Raw genomic sequence first — 22,784 nt, 5'->3', positions numbered from 1 at the left:
CTTCACGTTTCCTGTGGAAAGTAACAACATTAAATCAGGCTGCGTAACGTCCGCGTAGGTAGCTGAAAGGGAGTAGGAAAATAAACAAAAATGGGGAGAGACCGCCACCACTGCCACCTCCTGAATCTGTTTCTGTCACGACTGTATCTTGCGGTTCAAATCCTGAGTCACCTTCGCTGTAGTAATCCTCAGAGGCAGCCTTTGAAGCATCATAGACAGTTTTTGTTCCACTACTAGTAAGTCGTTCAATCCAAGTTGTATAGTTTAACACCTCGGTAAACACACTCGGGATGGATGGAGATTCACATACAGAAGAACCATAACTAACAATGCCAATTTGCTGATAGCTTCCATCGTTATCTAGGTAAGTCAGAGGCCCTCCAGAGTCGCCACGGCAAATACCGGTGTAGGGTTTGTTTGGAAAGCCGTTAGCGCAAAGGGTTTCTTGGCTATGGTATCCTGATACAAGGCTTGCGCACTGGCTGTCTGTCAATGGGCGAACATCGGCTGTGAGTAAGTAATCTGCGCCAGACGTATCATTTGATGATGTTTGACCAAGGCCGAAGATTTGGTAAACGCTTTGTGCGCTGTAATCGCCGAAGTCTTGTGGCAAGGTAATCGATTGGACATTATCAGTAATAGGGTAACTGAGTTCGAGAATGGCAATATCATTAATCCATAAATCGGATTCATTGTAGTCTGGGTGCTGCGTTATTGTTTTTACATCTTTGAACTCTTGGACATACACATCTGAGCCTGAGGGGTTTTTGACTAAGACTCGTAGGTCATCTTCTGACCAGCCGTTAGAAAAGACATCTCCGCCAACGCAATGCGCCGCAGTCATGATGTATTGGTCATTAACGATGGTACCACCGCAAACGTCAGCAAAAGTATTTGAACCTTGTCTGTGAAGTATGAGTCGAGCGAAGAAAGGGGCTTGATTCGGAGTGATCCTCTCTCCATTGATCACGGCTGTTGAAAGCCCTGGCTGGTTGTTTGCTGTTTTGACTGTTACCTCGGAGGCAAAGACTTGTAGCCCGAGCAGTAAAGAGATATTTGCAACGATAACTGGTGATAACTTCATGCATGCCCCCTGTTGTTATCTTCATTAATTAGTATATGCAGTGATGCTAAGTTATGTTCTTTCTATTTTTAGCTTTTAACCAGTTCTCACTGAGCGTTAAGCTCTTTTTTTAGCCATGCTCTTAGTTGATGCATCGACTCTAGCTTAAGTTTATGGGGAGGACAGACAAAATAGAATTTCTGATAAGGGTTTACGACTGGCTCTCCTAGCTCAATTAACTGTCCATACTTGATGTCGTCTTTAACAAACAATCGGTGTGTTACTAGCAATCCTAAACGTCTTGTCGTGGCTTGAACTGCTTGAATCGACATATTAAAGGTCATCGGTTTGATGTTAGTTGGGCGTTGAAGTCCAGTTTCCTCTTGCCAAACTTGCCAGTCACGCTTGCGACGATCATTCGTCACCTCGATGATAGGGTAAGCCGACAAAAGGTGGCGGATGTCACGACTTTCTGATTGCTCTAACAGTTCAGGGCTGCACACTAGCACTAACTCATCTTCGCTGAGCATTTCACAGTAGTAATCTTGCCACTCTTCTGGGCTGCCATGTACGACAGCGACATCAATCCCTTCTTGCTCCAAGCTAAACTGCCCAACTAGGTTCGACAAACGAATATCCAACTGGGGGGCGTAGTCTTGTAAGCTCGACATGCGAGGTATCCACCAATGCAAGGCGAGCGAATTAACCATGTTGAGCGTAATTCGCATGGAGTTTTGATCGTGAATCAAAGCCTCTGTCGCATCGACGATTTGCTCAAGAGCTGGTGAGACTTTTCGATAGTATTTCTTGCCGTCATTGTTGAGTATGACTTGGCGGCCGATGCGGTCAAACAGAGGTTTGTTGACCTGACTCTCTAAGGATTTGATGGCCTGGCTGACCGCCGAATGGCTAACCGAGAGTAAATGGGCGGCTTCTGTCATGCTACCTGTCTCCGCTACGGCGACAAATGCGTAGATGGATTTTAGCGGTACTAACTTGCGCATGCTGCTATTACTCTCTCTTTTGATGGGGTGGATCGTATCTGGATAATTTAAATCTGTAAGTTTTTCTTACAACTACGTTTAAAATTACTCGCTATTTCTCATTTGTTTACTTTCTTAAAATACTCCGTGAATTAAGGAGTATCTAATGAAAGAAGAAAATAAACCTGTCACCTTCATGTTAATGTCGACATTAAGTTTATCTGTTACAGGACTGTTAGCAAAGCAGCTCAGTAACGATTTATCCGTGACCATGTTCAGTTTCCTCCGCTTCTTCACTCCGGCTCTCATTTTGTTGGTCATATTGCGCTTTAAGAATCTTACTTTGCCTACTGTAGGAACCATTAAGCCGGTTTTGCTTCGTGCTCTTTTCATCGCAATGTGTCAGTTGTGTTTTATCGCGTCGCTGCAAACGCTGACTCTGTTTGAAGGTGTCGTGCTATTTGCGACTGGGCCACTGTTTATGCCAATCGTCGAGAAGCTGTTTATGCGTGGTCAGATTCGAATGTCGACCATCGTAGCGCTCGTTATGGCGTTTTCAGGTGTGATTTTATTGGCTGGTTCGGATGGCGAGTTTACATGGCGTATCGATTTGCTGTTTGGATTAGCTGGTGGGCTGTTTAACTCTGGTTCTCAACTGACGCTCTACAAAGCAAGTAAGAGCGGCTTATCACCGCTTGAAATCAACTTTTGGACCTTTGGCGCAGCAGCTCTGTTTATCTTGCCACTGGTCGTGGTGAACGACGCCAGCATGTTGATGAGCTCAATGTCGATAAGCATTTTTGAAACGCCCAATACGGTGCTCGTATTTCTGATGTCGTTACTTATTATTAATACGCAAGTATTTCGTTCTAAAGCTTACCAACTTGCAAGTAGTGGTTCACAGCTCGCTCCACTTATATTCACTAACTTACTGTTTACAGCAATATGGCAATGGGCGTTCTTTGAAGACCAAATGAGTGATAGTCAGGTTATGGGTATCAGCTTAATTGTCCTAGCGACGGTAATGAATACCTGCTGGATTAGGTTGTCGGCACGCCGTATAGGTTTACTGCGACCTAAAACACCTTAAGGATAGGTTTAGCCTAGCAAGCTGTGACAAATGAAGTGTAAACGTCAGTGCCTGTTTGATTTTTAATCAGAATGAGCTAGCGTCAAGAAAGATGCAGGGAGAGAAAACATGCTGACTTTAAACTATCACGTCGAGATTACTGCGACACCTCAGCGCGTATGGAGCGTGCTGACCGATGTCGAACTATACAAACGATGGGCGCAAGCCTTTTCGCCTCAGTCTCAATTTGATGGCGCATGGGAAGAAGGTTGTGACATGACTTTTTTTGACCCAGATATGGGTGGAACGAGAGCGATAATTGACACGGTACAACCGTTACAAAAACTGGAGTTTCATCATGTTGCCATTTTTAACCCAGATAATCGGCAGCAATTGGATGGAGACTTAGCGTCCAAGTGGATCGGATCGCGAGAGATCTATCAGATCGATACGTTGGATGATCGCTTGTTGTTGAGTATAACCATTCACACTCACAGTGATTTTGTGTCAATGTTCAACCACGGCTGGGAGAAGGCTCTGCCTTTGATCAAAACCATCAGCGAAGAGTAAGGTGAGGTTGCAAGCTAAGATTGGGCTGACGACAGGTGAGTTGTGGGTATACAATAGCCGCCAATTTGCGCACCAAGAGAGTTGACGATGGAATTTAAGGTTGATACCCACACGCATACGTACGCTAGCGGCCACGCTTATAGTACGTTGATTGAAAACGCGAAGTCGGCACAAGAGAACGGGCTTGATATGTTCTGTACGACCGATCACGCTGAATCCATGCCGGGTGCGCCTCATTACTGGTTTTTCTCTAACCAGAAAATTCTGCCTCGTTTTCTTGAAGGGGTTGCTATCATCCGTGGGGTTGAATCTAACATCCTTAATACGGAAGGTGAAATTGATATTCCACCGAGTGTTGATCGCAATCTAGATTGGGTTATCGCAAGCTTTCATGAGCCGGTGTTTAACCCTGCTAATAAGGCTACACACACTGAAGCGCTTTTAAATATCATCAAAAATGGTCGCGTTGATGCCCTCGGTCATCTAGGAAACCCAAACTTTGACTTCGACTTCGAAGCGGTCTTGAAGTGCGCGAAAGAGCACAACGTCGCGATTGAAATCAACAACACCACACTGAAAGGTAATAGCCGTGTTGGCAGTGTGGACCGTTGCCACGAGATTGCGCAAATCGGTAAAAAGTTGGGTGTGTTTTTTACTACTGGCAGCGACGCACACTTCTGTCATGACGTGGGTAACCTGAGCTTAGTAGGTGATTTAATGGATAGAGTCGGCATCGACAGCAGCAAGGTTATCACTCACTCAGCACAACAATTCTTATCCTTCTTAGAGCTGCGTGGTCGCAAGCCAATTGCAGAGTATGACGAGATTCGCAACGCATAAACTTGATTACATTTTTGGTTATGCAAGTGTTAAGGGATTGCTTTACACTGCTCGCATTAAAAAACCGACTCAGAATTCGGTATTCAATGGAGAAGTGAAGATGTTACGTCCTTTAGTATTGGGGTGTGTTATTGCGTTGGGCTCAACATATGCAATGGCAGAAGCCGTCGATTTAAAACAAAACATGAAGCAGATGAAGATGGATTTCAAACAGGCGGCAGAAGCGTCTGATGTAGAAACCATGAAATCTGCCATTGATAGCTTACAAGCGATCGTCGAGCAATCTAAGCGCGGTAACTACCCGCCAGAGAAGTTCGATCTCTATCTAGAAGGCTTCAATAAGTTGACGGTAACGCTAGACAAGATTGAAGCAGATCTTGATGCGGGCAAGCTACAAGAAGCGCAAGATCAACTGCGTGAAATCGATAGCCTACGTGAAGAGTATCACGACAAGCGTAACCCAAGCATTTGGAGCAAGCTGTTCGGCTAATCGCTCACTGAGTTACTTGAAGGAATACGATATCAGCCTGCCACTTCGGTGGGCTTTTTTCTGCCTTTGACTCTTTATCTCTATTTGATTCTCTATCTCTAAGACTCTGCCGCGAAATACGACCTGAGCTTATCTCTCAGCCAAATATTTGCAGGGCTGTGCTTCATTCGGTTATGTGCAAGCAGTCGATATTTGATAGGGATATTGGTGAAAGGCGCATCCAGCACTTGTAAGTCCAGCCGTTCGGCAAATTGATTGGCGATACTTTTGACGGTTGCCGCTAAGCAATCACTGTTCGAGATCATCGTCATCTGCGACACCAAAGAGTCACATTCTGCTGCGACTTTACGCTCTTCTATCGATTCCTCGGTAAACAAGTCCGCGAGATAGGCGTCTTCGCGACGAAGTTTTAGTGTGACGTGCTTTTCGCGATAGAACTGCTCAAGTGACAGCGTTTGCTGAATCCTTGGGTGACCTTTTCTGGCAATCAGACAGATCTCATCATTTAAAAAGAATTCAGAGAAAAAGGAAGGAGCAGAGTAATGAGCGAAATCGATCGCCAAGTCTGCTTTCTGTTGATTGAGGTTATTGATCAGCTTTGTTTCACTGGACAGCGTCGGGTGCAATTCTATCTCAACGTTACCGAGCGTGTTATCTGCTTCAATCCTAGGAAGCAGCATTAACATCACTGGCTCGGAGGTATAAACCACAAAACGACGGGAGTTCTCAGTGGAGAAGCTTTCTATTCCTTCCAATGCATTTCGGATTTGATTCAGTGCTGGCTCAACTTGACGGGCTAACTCGTGAGCCTGATGTGTAGGCTCTATGCCTCGCCCTGAGCGAACGAAGAGTTGTACGCCTAGCTGCTGTTGCAGTCGTTTCAACACGCCACTGACCCCTGGCTGGGTTAAACCCATGGTATCCGCCGCAACCGTGATTGAACGGTGTTGATAAACCGCGATAAACACTCGAAGGAGATTAAGATCGATATTGGATGGTTGCACAAGCTTTTCTCAATACATAACAAATGGTGATGTTTTAAATAAAGTTTCATGCATGTATTTTGATGTGTCAACGAAATAAAGTGAACGCATATCCAATAACGAGACACCACGAGGCTCACTATGACAAACCGTTTTGCACCCTCAGCGATTTCACTTGCACTGTTCGTTTCTTTTTCTGCAACAGCGGACTACGCCAGCTTAGATACTTACCAAGGTAAGCCTGCAACGGAGCATACTCAGCGTGCAAATGCGACGCTGGCGAAAGATCTACCTTGGCAAGACGTCAGTGCATTTGAACGTACAAAGAAAGGGCTCATTGCCGAGTTTGGCACTCACGAAGCAGGCGAGTTGAAAAATCGCTTTGAATACATGTCAGAGATGAGTGTGGAGCAATTACCAGCGTCGGTGAATCCATCGATTTGGCGTCAAGGCATGCTGAACTACGCCGCTGGTGGTTTGTATCAAGTAACGGATGGGGTGTATCAGATTCGTGGTGCAGACTTGTCTAACATGACTATCTATCGCACTGACAATGGTTACGTGATTCACGATCCTTTGCTGTCAAAAGAAGCAGCAGCCGCGTCATGGGCATTTGCTAAAATGCATCTGCCAAAGATCAATGGCGAACATAAAATTACGGGCATGATTTACTCGCACATGCATGCGGATCATTTTGGTGGTTCTCGCGGTATTTTTGAATCGGGAGACTTTGTTGAAGGTGCACCAATCTATGCTCCTAATGACTTTATCAAAGAACTCGCGGATGAAAACGTGATTGCGGGTGCTGCAATGGGCCGCCGTGCAAACTACCAATACGGAACCACGTTGGATAACAACACTCAGGGCATCGTCGATAACGCACTTGGTCTCGGCACTTCTCGAGGTGAAGTCACCTTGGTTGCTCCGACACAGGAAATTGAAGAGCGTGAAAAAGTCGTCACCATCGATGGACTAGAGTTCCACGCGATCAATATGCCAGGGGCTGAAGCACCTGCAGAAATCGTCCTTTATATTCCAGAGTATCGATCACTGAACACCGCGGAACTGACCTATGACGGTATGCACAATATCTATACCTTCCGTGGAGCAAAAGTGCGTGATGCGTTGGTTTGGACTAAGTATCTGACAGAGCTTAAGTTGCGCTATGTTGATAGTGGCTTGGTTGATAACATTCATGCTGCTCACTCTGCACCAGTGTGGAATGATGCCAAGACAGACACCAACGAAATTTCGGATTATATGACACTCCAACGTGACAACTATGGATTTATCCACAACCAAGCGATGCGTTTAGCAAACCATGGTGTCACTATTCATGATGTTGGGCGTGAGATTGAAAAAATCGTCCCACAATCTCAAAAAGACACTTGGCACACCAATGGCTATCACGGCTCCTACAGCCACAATGCTCGCGCAGTAGTGAACTTGTACCTTGGTTACCATGACATGAACCCAGTAAACACCAACCCACTGCAAACCAAAGCGAAGTCGTGTGTTTACGTAGAAGCAGCAGGTGCGGATACCTTATTCAAAGCAGGGCAAACGCACTTTAAAAAGGGCGAGTACCAAGAGGCATCACAACTGTTCAATGATCTGGTTCAGTGTGACCCAAGCAATATCGACTACCGTTTTGCATTAGCGGATAGCTTCGAGCAGCAAGGCTACCAGTCTGAAACGATGGCTTGGCGTAACTCTTACCTGCAAGGGGCGGTTGAGCTTCGTACTGGAGACATTCAGCCATCGATTAAACTCGCATCTCCAGACGTTATTGCAAATACCCCAACGGGTATGTTCTTGGACTTCCTTGCGGTTCGATTAAATGCGGAAAAAGCAGAGCAGGCGGGATTAGACTTTAGCTTTGGTATTCACCACCCAGACTTAAATGAGTCTTACTTTGGCGAAGTTTCTAATTCTAATATGGCGAACATCCAAGTAGATGAACTGCCAACTACAGATGTCACGTTGCAAATCAGCAAAGCGGATATGACGGCGATGGTACTCGGGCAAGCAACGCTTGATGACCTATTGAAGTCTGGTGAGGCGAAGTTAACAGGCAATGCCAAACTAGTTACTCAACTGGTGAGCACATTAGATGACTTTGATGGGATGTTTGAAATCCTACCAATGCCTGCGAATTAAGTAATTGATCTTAGACTAACAAAGCCTCGGTGTTTTCCACTGAGGCTTTTTGGTTTCTATTCCATAATTACTTGCATGAAAACCTGTGAAGTAGCGTTCACTTATTGATCCTCTTTTTGAGCTAACAATCAGAATTGGTTACGCTGTGTGAAATTTGTTAAGTCACCGTTATGCGTAGATTAATTCCTTTTTATCGCTCAATGCTAGTTACTAGTGCCTTAAGTTGGGTACTAGTAACGCTGATGCCTGTTATCAATGCTCATGGTAACAGCATGGGCGTGTGGGCGATGCTATGTACACTTAACGGTTTTGAATTGGTTCAGATAGAAAAGGGCGACAACTCTGTCAGCCACAAAGGCAAGCCTTGTCCTTTTAGCCATTTCTCGACTTTTCATCACGATACACTTCCAACTGCACTGATACTTTCACGACTGAGCTCGGTTATTTCGGACAGCTACGCTTATTTGGCTCTAAGTGTGCGATTTGAAATGCCAGTTCCACGTGCGCCACCGAAGTTAGTTCTGATAAACCTCTAAAGGTAATCCATCTGGATCTTGGAAGAAGGTAAATGCTTTGCCTGTGAACTCGTCAATCCGAATTGGCTCAACTTCAACGTCATTCGATTCGAGGTAGGCTTTTGCTTGCTCAACATCATCAACCAAAAACGCGAGGTGTCTCAACCCTTGTGCTTCGGGAAAGCTTGGTCTTTTAGGTGCGCCCGGAAAGCTAAACAGCTCAACTTGGCTTCCATCAGGCAGAGCAAGGTCAAGCTTGTACGAGTCTCTGGCTTCACGATAATTTTCAGCAATGACTTTTAGCCCCAAGACTTGGGTGTAAAAGTGTTTTGATGTTGGGTAATCACTGCAAATGATTGCGACGTGGTGAATGGCATTAAACATGGTTAACCTCTCCGGAGACTAGGTGCTCCTTAACGAAGTCAATAAACACGCGCAGGCGAGCAGGCATGTATTTGGTTTGCGCATACTGCATCGCGATAGCGCCGTGGTAGTTACTTTTGATCATCCAATCAGACAGAACTTCCACCACTTCTCCTCGTTCTAACGCGTCTTTAATCACGAAGTCGTGGAAGATCCCAATTCCTAAGCCTGACTTCACGCCATTCAAGCGCATCTGAGAATGGTTAACGGCGTAACGTCCACTCACGGCAATCGAGTGGAAAGCTTCTTCTTTAAAGAAAGACCAGATGTTGTCTTTGTCGTTCTCAGCAAGATAAATACAATCGTGCTGCTCAAGCTCAGTCGGATGCTCTGGCATACCGTGTTTGGTAAGGTAATCTGGAGAGGCGCACAAAACAAGATTGGTCTTGCTGATCTCTTTGAGTACCAGATTCTCATCGGGTTTGTCGGTGAGCTTAAACGCGACATCGATACCTTGGCGGAAAAGATCAATCTCACCATCAGCGGCACGCAGCTTAAGCTGTATATTTGGGTAGCGATCTAGGAATGGCAGCACAAATGGCTGAAGCACCGAATTAAGAAACGCTTCGGGCGCAGCCACTGTGAGTGCCCCCGTGGGTTCGGCATGATCTTCCGCCGATAATTCAACCGCTTGCTGCGCTGCATTCACCATTGCGACGCTTTGGTCGTAAACCTTTTGCCCGGCTTGAGTGATGATCAATTTACGAGTCGTCCGCTCGAACAGTTTCACCGAGAGGGCTTGTTCTAACCGTGTGATCAACTTACTTAAAGCTGATGGCGTCACGCCGAGCTGTTTGGCTGCAGCGGTAAAACTGCCCTCGTTTACCACTAAGATAAACGAAGCAAGATCAGGAAGTAGGGCAATGAGTTTTGGGTTAACCATATTTGTTCAGTTCTGCGCAGCGGAATAACGGTATTGTCTGGTACGGTTTTGTTCGGTTCAAGTGTCACTGTCTCGCTTTAGCGATATTTTGCTAAGAAGGCATTCAGGGCAGGCAAGCCAGATTCACCAATATGGTAGTGCTGCCAACAGTGATAAATAGCTGTTTCGTGGTCCGCAATCAACTCGATAGCTTCTCGCTCAGCGATTGAATACTGCTGTGAAGCTTTCACTTCTTCATGCCACGCTCGGTACTTCGTCTCATAAGGTTCTACCCACTTCAGCAGAGTTGCCACCAACTCCAGCCATGGCAACTCTATCCACTTGGTTGCGTCTGCCAAGCCTTTATCAAGCATCTCTTGGTGTCGGTTTTCGATATCCATGCCATTTGCCAGTAATACCGGCTTGAGCTTTTCTGCGGTGAGCTCTTCTACTTCAATCAAGGTTTGCCACAGCGTTTGTTGTTCACCATGGGCGTAATGGTTCAAGTAGTGATTGAAAAAAGCGATGCCGTAGATTTCGCCGTAGTAAGCAGCCAGTACGTTATGAATCATGCTGAGAATCGTGATTTAAACAGGAAATACCGCATTGTAGGAGGGGAGCGTACGAAGTGTAAATAGCTGATTAAGAGTAAAAATTGCTGCTGAAAAAAATCGAACAGAACTTGTGAGAATTTTATGAGAATTCGATGAAGTTGCTGATAGATTTGCTCGTCATTCTTAGAGGCAAGAACACAAAACGTTCAAAACGTAATGCTTAACCTACTCAAGTTACAAACAAAGAAGTAAAGCCGTAAACATGGACTTGAGTAGTTCAACCCTCATTAAAGGATGGAATCACAATGAAAAAACGTACCCAACTCGGACTCGTCATGACTTCAGTCGCTATGGCACTAGGCTCTGCATCAGTAAATGCAGCAGAACTGGAAATCACCGTGACTAACGCGACAAAAGGCATTTACTTTACGCCACTGATTGTCGCAGCGCATGGCTCTGATCTTAAGATGTTCAGAACCGGTGAAGTCGCTACCCCAGAGTTAGAAGCAATGGCGGAAGGTGGTGATATCTCGGGTCTTGCTAGTGTCATTGGTAATGCTGGTGGTGTTGTGGTTGAAAACCCGGCTGGTGGTATTTTGAATCCGGGTGTCGCAACCACCTTTACGATGAACAGTGGTGATCATGGATACTTGTCTCTTAGTGCGATGCTTCTGCCAACCAATGATGGTTTCGTGGGGCTAGATAGCTGGAAAATCCCAACGGAAGCTGGCACATACCGAGCAACGCTAAGAAGTTATGATGCAGGTACAGAAGCCAATGATGAACTAAAAGCTAGCATGCCAAACCCACCTTTCATTACCTTTGGTACTGGCAGCACAGGCGTTGAAGCTGCAGTGACTAATGACAAAGTTCACGTGCATCCGGGTAACCTTGGTGATAGCGATCCAACTGGCGGCATCAGTGACCTAGACAGCAGCAGCCATCGTTGGTTGAACCCAGTTGCAACCATCACAATTGTTGTGAAGTAAGGGGGATGTATGAAATACAGAATCTTACTCGTAGCAGCTTCAGTCGGCTTACTCGCCGGTTGTCCAAGCGATGATGATAACGATGTGGTGAAGTCATACCGTTACACGATTAACGTTGCAAACTTGACCGCGAATCAACCAATGTCGCCACTTGCGATTTTGGCTCACAATGACAAATACAAACTGTTTGAAATTGGCAAAAGCGCTTCTGTTGAACTTGAGCATCTTGCAGAAGGGGGCAGCAATGCCGAGCTGTTAGCGCTAAAGGATTCCAATGACTATATTTACCAAGCGTTGTCAGGTAACGGTTTAGTGCTTCCGGGTGGAAGTGATTCCGTAAGCTTTACAGTTGACCCACATAAAGCGGGCTACGTTTCAGTCGCTTCCATGTTTGTGAACACCAACGATGCGTTTGTTGGGGAAACGGGCCTATCGCTTAAATCATTGGCGGTGGGTGAAAGCTACGAAATGATCATGAACGTCTGGGATTCCGGCACGGAATTGAACGATGAACTTGCGGCCACCATTCCGGGACCTGCAGGCGGTGGGGAAGGCTTTAATGCCGCTCGTAACGACACAAATGACGTAGTGGCGTTTCACGCTGGAGTGGTAAGTAAAGATGATGGTTTAGCCAATTCTGCGCTTTCTGCGAACCATCGCTTCCTGAATCCTGGAGCGAAACTCACTATCACCCGAGTCGAGTAATACAGGCTCCGATGACGTCTCCTTTCCAAAGCGTTTGTAGCCGAGCGCTTTAACCCTCATGGCGTCATCGGAACCTTTTTGAAAGAAATTTTGATTTGTTCCGGTCATGTGCAAAGTGAGGATTCTCAGACGCAGGGAAAGGACCATGGAACAGCAGGCAATCAATTTAGTCGCGAACATTTTGCTGGTAGAAGACGATGATGATTTGGCAGAACTGGTTCAAATGCATCTCAAGTTTCAAGGACACCAAGTGTCGCGGGTAACGAATGTCGCCGAAGCCAAAGCGCAATACCAACAACAACCTTTTGATTTACTCATTCTTGACCGAGGTTTGCCAGACGGTGATGGCCTAGATATCTGCCATTATTTACGTCAGCAACAAGATTGGATCCCTGTACTCATGCTGACTGCTAGAGATGGTGAGATGGATAAAGTGGATGGCTTGGAGGCGGGTGTGGATGACTACATTACCAAGCCCTTTAGCGTATTAGAGTTTCAAGCTCGAGTACGTAATGTATTGCGACGGGTGAGTCAAACCGTTGAAGTACAAGTTGAAAGAAGCGAACTTGAAGACAGCATGAATTTTGGTCCGTTAAGAATTATTCCAGAATTGCATCAGGTATCCCTAAATGACAAGGACGTCACTCTTACCGCGACAGAGTTTACCCTACTGCAGTTTCTCGCGACGCGCCCGGGTAGAGTCTACAGTAAAGATGAATTGCTCGACCATGTGTGGAATACCAGTCATTCTGGTTATCACCATACGGTGTGCAGCACCATCAATCGTTTACGCAGTAAGTTGTCTTTACCTGAGACTGATCATCATTTTATCCAGACGGTATGGGGCGTTGGGTACAAGTTTCAACCACGACAGTAGTTTTATTACCCAAGTAATGACTGTTTAAGGAGGCGATAGGATGAGCTTCAAATCTCGCTTAGTGGTGTTCACAAGTCTATGGTTTTGCTTAGCTGCGATCGTAATTGCGCTGACATACAACTGGCAGAAAGAAAATATCGAGTTAAGTACTAAGCAGAGTCTGCACAAAGAGCTGGCAAGCCACATGCGTGATGACAATCCGTTAATGATAGGGACGGATTACAACCCGAAAGCGCTTAAGTCGATCTTTCATACCCTTATGTTGATTGGTCCGGATTTTGAAATCTACTTTCTTGATAGCCAAGGCAACATCACTACCCATGCAGCACCAGAAGGTGCAGAGATCATGGGTAAGGTGGATCTTACCCCAATTAAACGATTCTTGAATGACGAGTCATTCCCAATCTTAGGCGAAGATCCTCGTAATCGTGGCGAGCACAAAGTGTTTTCCGTAGCAGCGATTGAAGAACTCGGCTCAACCGTGGGTTATCTCTATGTAGTGATTGGCAGTACCAGACATGATGCGATTGCCAACGCCCAAGTAGACACACCTTATATTGCGCTCGCTGGGTTAGTTTTAGTGTCTATTTTAGGCTTTGCATTAGGGGCTTATGTGCTGGTGAAACGCAGTTTATTGAACCCGATTGAGCGTGTGACTAATCAGCTTCAACAGCAAGCAGAACATGATTTTCGTCTGCAACCCGATTTTACCCGCCAAGTTCCAGAATTAGTACCGATAGCCAATTCCTATCAGATGATGGCGAAGCATATCCAGCAACAGTTTTTGCAGTTGGAGTATCAATCTTCTCATCGTCGTCAAAGCTTATTGCAGCTTAGTCATGATTTAAAAACGCGTGTGACTAATCAGCTTCAACAGCAAGCAGAACATGATTTTCGTCTGCAACCCGATTTTACCCGCCAAGTTCCAGAATTAGTACCGATAGCCAATTCCTATCAGATGATGGCGAAGCATATCCAGCAACAGTTTTTGCAGTTGGAGTATCAATCTTCTCATCGTCGTCAAAGCTTATTGCAGCTTAGTCATGATTTAAAAACGCCATTATCGAGCGTACTTGGTTATTTGGAAACGTGGCGTCTGCAGCACCCCGATTCTGATCCTTGGATTGACGTCGCTTTCCGAAATTGTGAGAAGCTGTCTACACAATTGCACTCTTTGTTGGACGTAGCTCGAAAAGAAGCGCCCATACCGAATTACGAATATCGACCAGTGGATCTTGGAGCCTTGATGGCAGAGTGCGCCGAGACGATGCAAAGCCAGTTTGCTCGCAAAGAAGTGCTGCTGAAAATAAACGTCGATAGCGACATTCAAACCGTGGGTGATAAAGGTCTTTTAGAGCGGTTGGTGTTTAACTTGCTTGAAAATGCGCTGCGTCACAGTCCAATAGGTTATCAAGTCTATTGCCAAGCGCATCTGAGTGAGGATAAATCGCGTATCCACTTCACCTTCGTCAATCATATCCAGAAAGAAGCGCAGGGCGGTTCTTTGGGGATAGGGACGAAGATTGTACAGTCGATACTCATGCTGCATCACAGCTACCTAGAGACCAGCACCACACCATCTCAGTACCAACAAAAATTTACCCTTCGAGCAGTGTAGCCTCAGAACTTACCGCACCTAATTTTCTTACTAGGTGCTTTCATTTCTTTATTTCTAATATATATATACATTTCCATTCATATATCAAGGATTCGAGCGAAGTCCGAAATAGATTTTTTGTTAAATGATTTATTGTGACTTCTATTTTAGTTAAGAAAGATAGCCTCAGTGAATTGATATCTTCTGCTACATATTTAACGTGTTAGAACATAATATTAACCATATTTCTATAAACTGTGGTCTTAATATTACAATTTACGAGCTTTAATCATTTTTTCGTTATAAATTTATTTTTTCTCCATGTTGATACTAAGTGCTTTGATGAATATTTTAATGCGCATTTAGTTGTTTATTTCCAAATGGAATAGCTGCTGTTTATATCATCAAAATAACTAAAAAAGTGGAACTAAAGTCACTTAATTGTCGCCAAAAAATCTAAACTGCGAATCTATTTGCTAATAATGTTTAAGTAACAGTTAGTTACGGATTCATAATTAATAATATGGCTAAACTTCCGACAAGGATCGAAAAGATGAGCGACAAGGAATCTACTAAGACTAATCGTAGCCGCCGCAATTTTTTAAAAGGTGCAACTGGTGCAGTTGTGGCTGGCGTCAGTGCTTCGGCGTTTTCTGGAGCTGTTCAGGCAAAGGAACAGAATATTGATTGGAGCAAGCTAGGTAAAATAAATGAGAAACGCTTCTGGCGTAAAGTTCAAAAGCAGTTCGTGTTAGATAAGCGGACGACTTATATGAATGTTGGTACTACCGGCTCAATGCCAAGGCATGTTCTTGAAGGATATGAGAACAACAACAAGGTGGTTGCGAAACACCCGTGGGACATGAAAAACAAATTTGGTTCATGGCCTTATGTGTCTGAAATGGTAGCGCAAGTTGCACCGGGCTTTGGTGCGAATACGGATGAAATCATCCTAAGTCGCAATACTACGGATGGCTTATGTTCGATTATCAACGGCCTTCATTTTGAACCAGGTGATGTGATCTTAACTACACATCACGAACACGTTGCGGCGGCTTCGCCTATGAACGTGGCCAAACATCGTTTTGGTGTTGACGTGCTGGAGATTCAACTTCCGGTCTTCACAGGTACAGAAAATGTGACAGAAGAAGACTACATTCAAGCGTTCAGTAATGCGATTCAAGCTCACCAAAATGTTCGCCTAATTGTGTTCTCTCATATCACCTACAAAACAGGTACAACACTTCCTGCAAAAGCAATTTGCTCTTTGGCAAAACAACATAAAATTCCAACCTTAGTTGACGGTGCGCACACTGTTGGCATGTTCGATCTTGATTTTCACGATATGGATTGTGATTTCTATGCAGGCTCTGGCCACAAGTGGCAGTGTGGCCCGGGCGCTACGGGTATCTTATATGTACGTGATAACGGTAAACGTTTGAATGAATACTGGAGCGATCGTGAAAACCCATTGTGGTTGATTAACTCATCTTTATCTCATGCCGATTACCTAGGTAAGCAATTGCAGATGCAGTACATTGGCAATGATAACTATCCGGCAAAACAAGCTCTTGCCGATAGTTGTAAGATGTGGGACGAGATCGGGCGTGACCGTATTCAAGAACGTATCCTAGAATTAAGTGAAATGTGCAAGGTCTTGCTTAATGAGGCCCTGCCGGATGCGCATATGTATTCACCTAACGTAGAGGGTTTGACCAGTGGTCTTACTACGTTTAACCCGTTTATCGATGTAACAGATGAAGAGCGACTGACACAATTTCGTGATCGTCTTCGTGAAGACTATGGCTACATTATTCGTACAACAAGCTTCAAGTTGTACAAAGACGATTCGTACGAGACACATGCGTTACGTATCTCGACTCATTTATTCCATGATGAGAGAGACGTAGAAGGTTTGGTTGAAGCGATTGCCGACCTTTATTACTCATTCTAACGTTGTTTATCGTCAAAGCGCCCTTGTGTGGGCGCTTTGTTAAAGAGAGGGATAATTCACCATGCCAGTGAAAATAATCAAGCGGACCATAACAGCAATTGCTATTGGTACGACATCAATGCTCTCTGTTTCTGCGTTTGCTGGTGATCTTCAAGACATCAAGGATAGCGGTGTTTTGCGTCATATCGGTGTTCCTTACGCGAATTTTGTTTCCTACATCGACCAAGGTGAAGTGCAAACTTTGACAGGGTTGGACGTCGATATTATTAAGGGATTCGCGCAATCACTAGATGTTAGATATGAATACGTGCCAGCTCAATGGAGCAACGTGGTGGGTAAGTTGACGGGTCAACAAGTCGAGTACAAAGACGCACAGCTTCAGGTTGGTAAAACGATGGCTATTGAGGGCGATCTGATTGCGAATGGTGTCACCATTCTCGATTGGCGAACTCATGTTGTTGATTTTTCAGATGACTATTTCCCATCAGCGGTTTGGTTGGTTGCTCGCACGGATTCTACGCTCACTCCAATTAAACCAACAGGCTCTATTGAGAGCGATATCTCGATGGTGAAATCACTCATTAAAGGTCGTGAAGTTTTAGCGATGGAACACTCATGTCTAGATCCAAATCTTTACAATTTGTACGACACTGGAGCGAAAGTCATTTTGCCTGATGGTCAGCGCAGGTTAAATGAAATGGTACCAGCAATTATGAAGAATGATGCAGAAAGTACGTTACTTGATGTTGCAGATACACTAATTGCATTAGAAAAATGGCCTGGCGAGATCAAAGTGATTGGCCCTGTGTCCGAAAATCAAAAAATGGCGGTTGCCTTCCGTAAGGACTCTCCTGAATTAAAAACCGCATTTAATCAATATTTGCAGTCAATTAAGAAGGATGGAACGTACCAGAAGTTGGTCGAGAAATACTACCCATCCATTTACTATTTTTATAATGACTACTTCTTAGAAGATAGTAAGAACGATATATGAGAAACTCTGTAAAGAAAATATCAAGCCAGAAGATCATCACCGTCAGTGCTATTTTGGTTTCGCTGTATTTGGCGATGATTATTACTGTGACGAGTTTAGGCCAAAACAAATTAAAAGATTCTCAACACCGTGAACTTGACCTAAAAGTAAAGAGCTATGCGGGCACCCTTGATAATTTATTTACAATAGCCAGTGAAGATGTCGACCATTTGTCCACTGACAAAACGGTGCAGACCTTTTTTGCTAACCTAGCTTCAGGGATGTCTATGGAATATGGCTTGGGTGCCAGTTTGATTAACCTGAAGCGTAAGTTGCAAGAAAAATTAGAAGCGAAAACCGTCAACAACCAAATCATCTATCAAAAGCTGACGTTAGTAGGGCTGGATGGTTCAACTATCGTGACTACAGGCGTAAAAACGGGTCACCGTATAGATACGTCTCGATTGTTTAACGACCATCCTGAAGAGGTAAGAGCGATACGAGAGGGTGGCAAAGTCCTTATCCAAGTAGTTAAGCAAGTGATGTTTTCCGGTAAACCTGTTGGTTATTTGATCGCAGACATCAATAAAGAAATTGTAATTTCCCAGTTGACGAATCAGGAGCATGAAGGCAGTTATAGCCGCATGGTTTTAAAAATCAATGATGTAGAAATGGAAGTTTGGGACTCCATCGGTCGCAAGTTGGAACAAGAAAACATCACCAACCCAGAAGAGCTTGCTCAAGAGTTACAGCACAAGATCTACTTTGAAGTACCCATTGAGCATCATCACTTCAAACTGATGGCGTGGTTTGAATCGTTAAGTGAGCGCGATATCTATACTTCGCGCGTGTTTATTACGGGATTGAGTATTCTTGCCATTCTGATAGTGATTGGATTGCTGTATGCCTTTGCCTTAAATAACACCCGTGTTGAACTGAAGATCAAACTGGAAGAAGAGAAGAAACGCAAAGACTTCCTGTCTCAGCAAAACGAGCGATTAACCAGTGAAATTGAACGTCGTAAATCGTCAGAGATGGAACTGGCCTACCAAGCAAAACACGACGCTCTCACTGGCTTACCAAACCGGGTCTATGGCTCTGAACGTCTCGACTTAGAGCTTTCACGTGCCGAGCGTATTGGCTCGAATGTGTTGGTGATGTTTATCGACCTTGACCACTTCAAGCAAATCAATGATTCCATGGGGCATTTCGTCGGTGATGAAGTTCTAAAACTGGCAGCAGAAAGGCTGCATCACGTGGTTCGAAAGACTGACTTACTCGCGCGCATTGGTGGCGATGAGTTTTTGTTAGTGATTCCTGACTTACACAATGCGGACAGCGCGAAGCGCTTTGCGACAACTGTTCTGTCAGTGTTTAACGAGCCGTTTGTATGGCAGAACCATGAATTCTTCCTCTCGGCGAGTGTAGGGATGTCAGTGTTCCCAGAAGATGGCGATAATGCAGAGCAACTATTGGCTTGTGCGGATATGGCGATGTATCGTGTTAAGCAGGATGGTCGTAATGCTTTCTGTTTCTATGACCATAATATGAACCAAGATCTACAGCGCTTCCTAGAATTAGAAAACCGCCTTCGTAATGCGATTTCGCAGGACTTATTGGAGCTTTATTACCAACCGATTATCGACTTAGATAGTGGTGTAATTGTCGGTGCTGAAGCCTTGATGCGTTGGAATGACGACAAGTTTGGCTTTGTGAATCCAGAAGAGTTTATCTCTATTGCCGAAAAGAACGGGTTGATTCATCAACTAGGCGATTTTGCAATTCGTCAAGCGTGCCACCAAGCTGCGAAGTGGCAGGTGGGCTCGCCTTTATTTATATCGGTAAACTTCTCTAGCGTGCAGTTTAGGTATTGTGACCGCCTCTTTGAGCAAATCAAGCTTCACCTTGAGGAGTCGGGGTTGCCGCCAGAATTGTTAGATGTTGAAGTAACGGAAAGCCTTCTATTCAATCACAGTAATGAACTGATGGGCATGTTCGATAATTTACGTGCGATGGGAGCGAGATTAACGATTGATGACTTTGGTACCGGTTATTCGGCATTGAGTTACTTACAAAAGTTCCCATTTGATCGCCTCAAGATTGATCGTAGTTTCCTACAGAACATGTTTGAGAATGAATCGGATCGTGAGCTGGTGAATGTAATTATTGCGATGGCGAAAGCGCTAAACCTTAAGATCGTCGCTGAAGGGATTGAAGAACAGCGTCATGTCGATTACTTGAAAAATCTAAACTGTGAGTTCGGGCAAGGTTTCCACTATAGCCGACCATTACCTGCTAAGGACTTTGAGGCACTTTTAGCTAAGCCGACTTGGCAATAACTCCTTTCATTACAGCCTCATAGAAAAGCATTAATTGGATTCGTGCCTAGAATTCATTAATGCTTTTCCACCTTGAGGGATAATCGTTTTTCCTTCCTTGAATTACACTACACTTAATTGAGAAGTAATCGCCTGTGACCCCCGTCACATAAAGGCTCAACCTAATTCTGATCGAGTAAAAACTCGACAAAAATAAATAGGAAGGAATTGCGCATGTCTTCTGCATTTTACCAACAGATTGAACAGCAAATTGAAGAAGTGAAGGCGGAAGGTCTTTACAAAGCAGAGCGTATCATTACGTCTCAACAGCAAGCGGCTGTTAAAATCTCTACTGGTGAAGAAGTACTAAACTTCTGTGCGAACAACTATCTTGGTCTTGCTAACCACCCTGCGCTTATTGAAGCGGGTAAAGCAGGCATGGATGAGCACGGTTTTGGTATGGCTTCAGTACGTTTCATCTGTGGTACTCAAGACATCCATAAAGAGCTTGAGCAGAAGCTTTCTAAGTTCCTAGGTAAAGAAGACACGATTCTTTACACCTCATGTTTCGACGCAAACGCGGGTCTATTTGAAACTATCCTAGGCAAAGAAGACGCAATCATCTCTGACGCACTAAACCACGCGTCAATCATCGACGGTGTTCGTCTATGTAAAGCGATGCGTTTTCGTTACTCAAACAACAACATGGAAGAGCTAGAGCAGCAGCTGATCGCTGCGAAAGAAGCAGGCGCTCGCCATATTCTTATCGTAACTGATGGCGTGTTCTCAATGGACGGCGTAGTGGCAAACCTTCCAGCGATCTGTGACCTAGCAGAGAAGTACGGTGCATTGACGATGGTTGATGATTCTCACGCTGTTGGCTTCATGGGTAAAACAGGTGCAGGTACACACGAGCACCACAACGTGGTTGACCGTATCGATATCATTACTGGTACGCTAGGTAAAGCAATGGGTGGCGCTTCAGGCGGTTACACATCTGGTAAAGCGGAAGTGATTGACTGGTTACGTCAACGTTCTCGTCCATACCTATTCTCTAACTCTGTTGCACCAGCAATCGTAAACGCTTCTATCCGCGTTCTAGACCTGCTAGAAGAGAGCGGCGACCTACGTGACCGTCTATGGGAAAACGCAGCACACTTCCGCACTCGTATGGAAGGTGCAGGTTTCACAATGGGTGGTGCTGACCACGCAATCATTCCAATCATGCTTGGCGACGCAAAAGTAGCAGCAGAATTTGCAGAGCGTGCTTTAGAGAAAGGCATCTACGTAATCGGCTTCTCATTCCCTGTAGTACCAAAAGGTCAAGCGCGTATCCGTACTCAAATGTCTGCGGCGCATTCTCGTGAGCAACTAGACCGTGCAATCGATGCGTTTATCGAAGTTGGTAAAGACATGGGCATCATCTAAGTTAAGAGACTAAAAGATAACAAAGGCTTTCCCAACTCTTCTGAGTCGGCTCATGGGTAAAGCCTTTATTTCTTCTTTAAACAGAGTAGATGAAAGAATTTTTTGTCACGCATAGAGCGGGGCAATATTTGGTGAATACTATGAAAATTAAAGCATTATCAAAGCTAAAGCCTGAACAAGGCATCTGGATGACTGAGGTTGAGAAACCAGAAGTGGGTCATAACGACATTCTGATCAAAATTAAGAAAACCGCTATCTGTGGTACAGACGTACACATCTACAACTGGGATGAATGGTCACAAAAGACAATTCCAGTACCTATGGTTGTGGGTCACGAGTACGTGGGTGAAGTGGTTGAAATTGGTCAGGAAGTTCGTGGCTTTGAAATCGGTGACCGCGTATCTGGCGAAGGTCACATCACGTGTGGTCACTGTCGTAACTGTCGTGGTGGCCGTACTCACCTGTGCCGCAATACTATCGGTGTAGGCGTAAACCGTGAAGGTGCATTTGCAGAATACCTAGTGATTCCAGCTTTCAACGCGTTCAAGATTCCTGAAGGTATCTCTGACGATCTAGCGTCTATCTTTGACCCGTTTGGTAACGCAGTACACACAGCGCTTTCTTTCGACCTAGTCGGCGAAGACGTGCTGATCACTGGTGCTGGCCCAATCGGCATCATGGCAGCTGCGGTAGCGAAACACGTTGGTGCTCGCCATGTTGTTATCACAGACGTAAACGAATACCGCCTAGAGCTTGCTCGTAAGATGGGCGTAACACGTGCAGTAAACGTTGCTGAAGAGAAATTGGAAGACGTAATGTCTGAGCTAGGCATGACAGAAGGTTTCGACGTAGGTCTAGAAATGTCTGGTAACCCAGCAGCATTCAACTCGATGCTAACCACAATGAACCACGGTGGTCGTATCGCACTGTTAGGCATTCCACCATCAGACATGGGTATCGACTGGAACCAAGTTATCTTCAAGGGCTTGGTGATCAAAGGTATCTACGGTCGCGAAATGTTCGAAACTTGGTACAAGATGGCTTCACTAATCCAATCTGGTCTGGATCTATCGCCAATCATCACGCACCACTACAAGATTGATGACTTCCAAGAAGGCTTCGACGTAATGCGCAGCGGTATGTCAGGCAAGGTTATTCTTGATTGGGAGTAGATAAAGCGGGTAAAACTAATCCTGTTTAATCCAGTTTTACTTTCAACAGTCTAATACAACTACAAACTCCGAAAAACCAAACGTTTTTCGGAGTTTTTTTATCGATAAATTTTATTAGCTTCACGAACTACTTTAGCACCTTCCGTACTGTTTCTGATTCGTCTTTTTACCGCTATTAGCTATTTTTGTAACGAAAGTGCTCAATCTATTTATTTTGGTAATGTTATTGGTTTTGTGAATGTGTGCGTTACGCACGTTT

At 44.8% G+C, this 22,784-nt stretch carries 21 protein-coding genes; 15 read left to right on the top strand and 6 right to left on the bottom strand.

Annotation, left to right across the window (positions count from 1 at the left end; translation table 11 throughout):
- Nucleotides 1–34: 34 nt before the first annotated feature.
- Together BSZ04_RS02610 and BSZ04_RS02605 are read right to left on the bottom strand one after the other, a co-directional pair.
- Nucleotides 35–1,084 (bottom strand): S1 family peptidase, encoded by a 1,050-nt coding sequence (locus BSZ04_RS02610; RefSeq protein ID WP_088879428.1) that lies wholly within the window; start codon nucleotides 1,082–1,084, stop codon nucleotides 35–37.
- 86 nt (nucleotides 1,085–1,170) lie between these two features.
- A complete protein-coding gene (locus BSZ04_RS02605; protein ID WP_038882911.1) occupies nucleotides 1,171–2,067 on the bottom strand; it encodes a LysR substrate-binding domain-containing protein in 897 nt (298 codons plus the stop codon).
- 145 nt (nucleotides 2,068–2,212) lie between these two features.
- On the opposite strand from BSZ04_RS02605, the gene BSZ04_RS02600 reads away from it, so the two are divergent.
- From BSZ04_RS02600 to BSZ04_RS02585, 4 genes are all read left to right on the top strand, one after another.
- On the top strand, nucleotides 2,213–3,136 hold the full coding sequence (locus tag BSZ04_RS02600; RefSeq protein ID WP_088879427.1) for a DMT family transporter: 924 nt from the start codon (nucleotides 2,213–2,215) through the stop codon (nucleotides 3,134–3,136).
- 108 nt (nucleotides 3,137–3,244) lie between these two features.
- A complete protein-coding gene (locus BSZ04_RS02595) occupies nucleotides 3,245–3,685 on the top strand; it encodes an SRPBCC family protein (RefSeq protein ID WP_038882910.1) in 441 nt (146 codons plus the stop codon).
- Between the two features lie 87 nt (nucleotides 3,686–3,772).
- Nucleotides 3,773–4,525 (top strand): phosphatase, encoded by a 753-nt coding sequence (locus BSZ04_RS02590; RefSeq protein ID WP_088879426.1) that lies wholly within the window; start codon nucleotides 3,773–3,775, stop codon nucleotides 4,523–4,525.
- A 100-nt stretch (nucleotides 4,526–4,625) separates the two neighbouring features.
- Nucleotides 4,626–5,015, top strand: coding sequence for a cytochrome b562 (locus BSZ04_RS02585; protein ID WP_010450937.1), 390 nt, complete (start codon nucleotides 4,626–4,628; stop codon nucleotides 5,013–5,015).
- A gap of 98 nt (nucleotides 5,016–5,113) precedes the next feature.
- On the opposite strand, the gene BSZ04_RS02580 is transcribed toward BSZ04_RS02585, so the two are convergent.
- A complete protein-coding gene (locus BSZ04_RS02580; protein ID WP_010450938.1) occupies nucleotides 5,114–6,019 on the bottom strand; it encodes a LysR family transcriptional regulator in 906 nt (301 codons plus the stop codon).
- Between the two features lie 120 nt (nucleotides 6,020–6,139).
- On the opposite strand from BSZ04_RS02580, the gene BSZ04_RS02575 reads away from it, so the two are divergent.
- Both BSZ04_RS02575 and BSZ04_RS02570 read left to right on the top strand, forming a co-directional pair.
- Complete coding sequence (locus BSZ04_RS02575) at nucleotides 6,140–8,158, top strand: alkyl/aryl-sulfatase (protein WP_088879425.1); 2,019 nt, start codon at nucleotides 6,140–6,142, stop codon at nucleotides 8,156–8,158.
- Between the two features lie 170 nt (nucleotides 8,159–8,328).
- Complete coding sequence (locus tag BSZ04_RS02570; protein ID WP_088879424.1) at nucleotides 8,329–8,694, top strand: hypothetical protein; 366 nt, start codon at nucleotides 8,329–8,331, stop codon at nucleotides 8,692–8,694.
- On the opposite strand, the gene gloA2 is transcribed toward BSZ04_RS02570, so the two are convergent.
- The 3 genes from gloA2 to BSZ04_RS02555 all read right to left on the bottom strand — a co-directional run bounded on the left by gloA2 (nucleotide 8,674) and on the right by BSZ04_RS02555 (nucleotide 10,530).
- Nucleotides 8,674–9,057 (bottom strand): SMU1112c/YaeR family gloxylase I-like metalloprotein, encoded by a 384-nt coding sequence (gene gloA2 / locus BSZ04_RS02565; RefSeq protein ID WP_010450942.1) that lies wholly within the window; start codon nucleotides 9,055–9,057, stop codon nucleotides 8,674–8,676. The genes BSZ04_RS02570 and gloA2 overlap by 21 nt on opposite strands.
- Nucleotides 9,050–9,979 carry a LysR family transcriptional regulator gene (locus tag BSZ04_RS02560; protein WP_010450944.1) on the bottom strand — a complete coding sequence of 310 codons (930 nt, stop codon included), beginning with the start codon at nucleotides 9,977–9,979 and terminating at the stop codon, nucleotides 9,050–9,052. The genes gloA2 and BSZ04_RS02560 overlap by 8 nt, the downstream gene beginning before the upstream one ends.
- Before the next feature lie 77 nt (nucleotides 9,980–10,056).
- Entirely contained in the window at nucleotides 10,057–10,530 is a 474-nt protein-coding gene (locus BSZ04_RS02555) for a hypothetical protein (RefSeq protein WP_088879423.1), read from the bottom strand.
- Nucleotides 10,531–10,817: 287 nt separating this feature from the next.
- Between BSZ04_RS02555 and BSZ04_RS02550 the strand changes: the two genes are divergently transcribed.
- From BSZ04_RS02550 to tdh, 9 genes are all read left to right on the top strand, one after another.
- Nucleotides 10,818–11,501: a spondin domain-containing protein gene (locus tag BSZ04_RS02550; RefSeq protein WP_088879422.1), complete on the top strand. Its 684-nt coding sequence runs from the start codon at nucleotides 10,818–10,820 to the stop codon at nucleotides 11,499–11,501.
- 9 nt (nucleotides 11,502–11,510) lie between these two features.
- Nucleotides 11,511–12,206, top strand: coding sequence for a spondin domain-containing protein (locus BSZ04_RS02545; RefSeq protein ID WP_088879421.1), 696 nt, complete (start codon nucleotides 11,511–11,513; stop codon nucleotides 12,204–12,206).
- Between the two features lie 145 nt (nucleotides 12,207–12,351).
- Nucleotides 12,352–13,083, top strand: coding sequence for a response regulator transcription factor (locus BSZ04_RS02540; protein ID WP_162531022.1), 732 nt, complete (start codon nucleotides 12,352–12,354; stop codon nucleotides 13,081–13,083).
- Nucleotides 13,084–13,123: 40 nt separating this feature from the next.
- Nucleotides 13,124–14,701 carry a sensor histidine kinase gene (locus BSZ04_RS02535; RefSeq protein WP_088879420.1) on the top strand — a complete coding sequence of 526 codons (1,578 nt, stop codon included), beginning with the start codon at nucleotides 13,124–13,126 and terminating at the stop codon, nucleotides 14,699–14,701.
- Nucleotides 14,702–15,233: 532 nt separating this feature from the next.
- Nucleotides 15,234–16,634: an aminotransferase class V-fold PLP-dependent enzyme gene (locus BSZ04_RS02530; protein WP_088879419.1), complete on the top strand. Its 1,401-nt coding sequence runs from the start codon at nucleotides 15,234–15,236 to the stop codon at nucleotides 16,632–16,634.
- Between the two features lie 61 nt (nucleotides 16,635–16,695).
- The gene (locus BSZ04_RS02525) at nucleotides 16,696–17,628 is read left to right on the top strand and encodes a transporter substrate-binding domain-containing protein (RefSeq protein WP_088879418.1); all 933 of its coding nucleotides are present in this window, start codon (nucleotides 16,696–16,698) and stop codon (nucleotides 17,626–17,628) included.
- The gene (locus BSZ04_RS02520) at nucleotides 17,625–19,946 is read left to right on the top strand and encodes a putative bifunctional diguanylate cyclase/phosphodiesterase (RefSeq protein ID WP_088879417.1); all 2,322 of its coding nucleotides are present in this window, start codon (nucleotides 17,625–17,627) and stop codon (nucleotides 19,944–19,946) included. Before BSZ04_RS02525 ends, BSZ04_RS02520 begins: the two co-directional genes overlap by 4 nt.
- 213 nt (nucleotides 19,947–20,159) lie before the next feature.
- Nucleotides 20,160–21,353, top strand: a complete 1,194-nt coding sequence (locus BSZ04_RS02515) for a glycine C-acetyltransferase (RefSeq protein WP_088879416.1) — start codon at nucleotides 20,160–20,162, stop codon at nucleotides 21,351–21,353.
- Between the two features lie 140 nt (nucleotides 21,354–21,493).
- Nucleotides 21,494–22,525, top strand: a complete 1,032-nt coding sequence (gene tdh / locus BSZ04_RS02510) for an L-threonine 3-dehydrogenase (protein WP_088879415.1) — start codon at nucleotides 21,494–21,496, stop codon at nucleotides 22,523–22,525.
- Nucleotides 22,526–22,784 lie beyond the last annotated feature (259 nt).

It is taken from the genome of Vibrio rotiferianus (genome assembly GCF_002214395.1).
Lineage (GTDB): Bacteria > Pseudomonadota > Gammaproteobacteria > Enterobacterales > Vibrionaceae > Vibrio > Vibrio rotiferianus.
This window is presented reverse-complemented; position numbering and strand designations above follow the sequence as displayed.

Excerpts from the sequence above, each read along its gene's own strand:
- BSZ04_RS02610 (WP_088879428.1), bottom strand. The coding sequence starts at position 1,084 with ATGAAGTTATCACCAGTTATCGTTGCAAATATCTCTTTACTGCTCGGG.
- BSZ04_RS02575 (WP_088879425.1), top strand. The coding sequence starts at position 6,140 with ATGACAAACCGTTTTGCACCCTCAGCGATTTCACTTGCACTGTTCGTT.
- BSZ04_RS02560 (WP_010450944.1), bottom strand. The coding sequence starts at position 9,979 with ATGGTTAACCCAAAACTCATTGCCCTACTTCCTGATCTTGCTTCGTTT.
- BSZ04_RS02525 (WP_088879418.1), top strand. The coding sequence starts at position 16,696 with ATGCCAGTGAAAATAATCAAGCGGACCATAACAGCAATTGCTATTGGT.
- BSZ04_RS02520 (WP_088879417.1), top strand. The coding sequence starts at position 17,625 with ATGAGAAACTCTGTAAAGAAAATATCAAGCCAGAAGATCATCACCGTC.
- BSZ04_RS02545 (WP_088879421.1), top strand. The coding sequence starts at position 11,511 with ATGAAATACAGAATCTTACTCGTAGCAGCTTCAGTCGGCTTACTCGCC.
- BSZ04_RS02605 (WP_038882911.1), bottom strand. The coding sequence starts at position 2,067 with ATGCGCAAGTTAGTACCGCTAAAATCCATCTACGCATTTGTCGCCGTA.
- BSZ04_RS02540 (WP_162531022.1), top strand. The coding sequence starts at position 12,352 with ATGGAACAGCAGGCAATCAATTTAGTCGCGAACATTTTGCTGGTAGAA.
- BSZ04_RS02530 (WP_088879419.1), top strand. The coding sequence starts at position 15,234 with ATGAGCGACAAGGAATCTACTAAGACTAATCGTAGCCGCCGCAATTTT.
- BSZ04_RS02555 (WP_088879423.1), bottom strand. The coding sequence starts at position 10,530 with ATGATTCATAACGTACTGGCTGCTTACTACGGCGAAATCTACGGCATC.
- BSZ04_RS02600 (WP_088879427.1), top strand. The coding sequence starts at position 2,213 with ATGAAAGAAGAAAATAAACCTGTCACCTTCATGTTAATGTCGACATTA.
- gloA2 (WP_010450942.1), bottom strand. The coding sequence starts at position 9,057 with ATGTTTAATGCCATTCACCACGTCGCAATCATTTGCAGTGATTACCCA.
- BSZ04_RS02585 (WP_010450937.1), top strand. The coding sequence starts at position 4,626 with ATGTTACGTCCTTTAGTATTGGGGTGTGTTATTGCGTTGGGCTCAACA.
- BSZ04_RS02570 (WP_088879424.1), top strand. The coding sequence starts at position 8,329 with ATGCGTAGATTAATTCCTTTTTATCGCTCAATGCTAGTTACTAGTGCC.
- BSZ04_RS02590 (WP_088879426.1), top strand. The coding sequence starts at position 3,773 with ATGGAATTTAAGGTTGATACCCACACGCATACGTACGCTAGCGGCCAC.
- BSZ04_RS02515 (WP_088879416.1), top strand. The coding sequence starts at position 20,160 with ATGTCTTCTGCATTTTACCAACAGATTGAACAGCAAATTGAAGAAGTG.
- BSZ04_RS02535 (WP_088879420.1), top strand. The coding sequence starts at position 13,124 with ATGAGCTTCAAATCTCGCTTAGTGGTGTTCACAAGTCTATGGTTTTGC.
- tdh (WP_088879415.1), top strand. The coding sequence starts at position 21,494 with ATGAAAATTAAAGCATTATCAAAGCTAAAGCCTGAACAAGGCATCTGG.
- BSZ04_RS02595 (WP_038882910.1), top strand. The coding sequence starts at position 3,245 with ATGCTGACTTTAAACTATCACGTCGAGATTACTGCGACACCTCAGCGC.
- BSZ04_RS02550 (WP_088879422.1), top strand. The coding sequence starts at position 10,818 with ATGAAAAAACGTACCCAACTCGGACTCGTCATGACTTCAGTCGCTATG.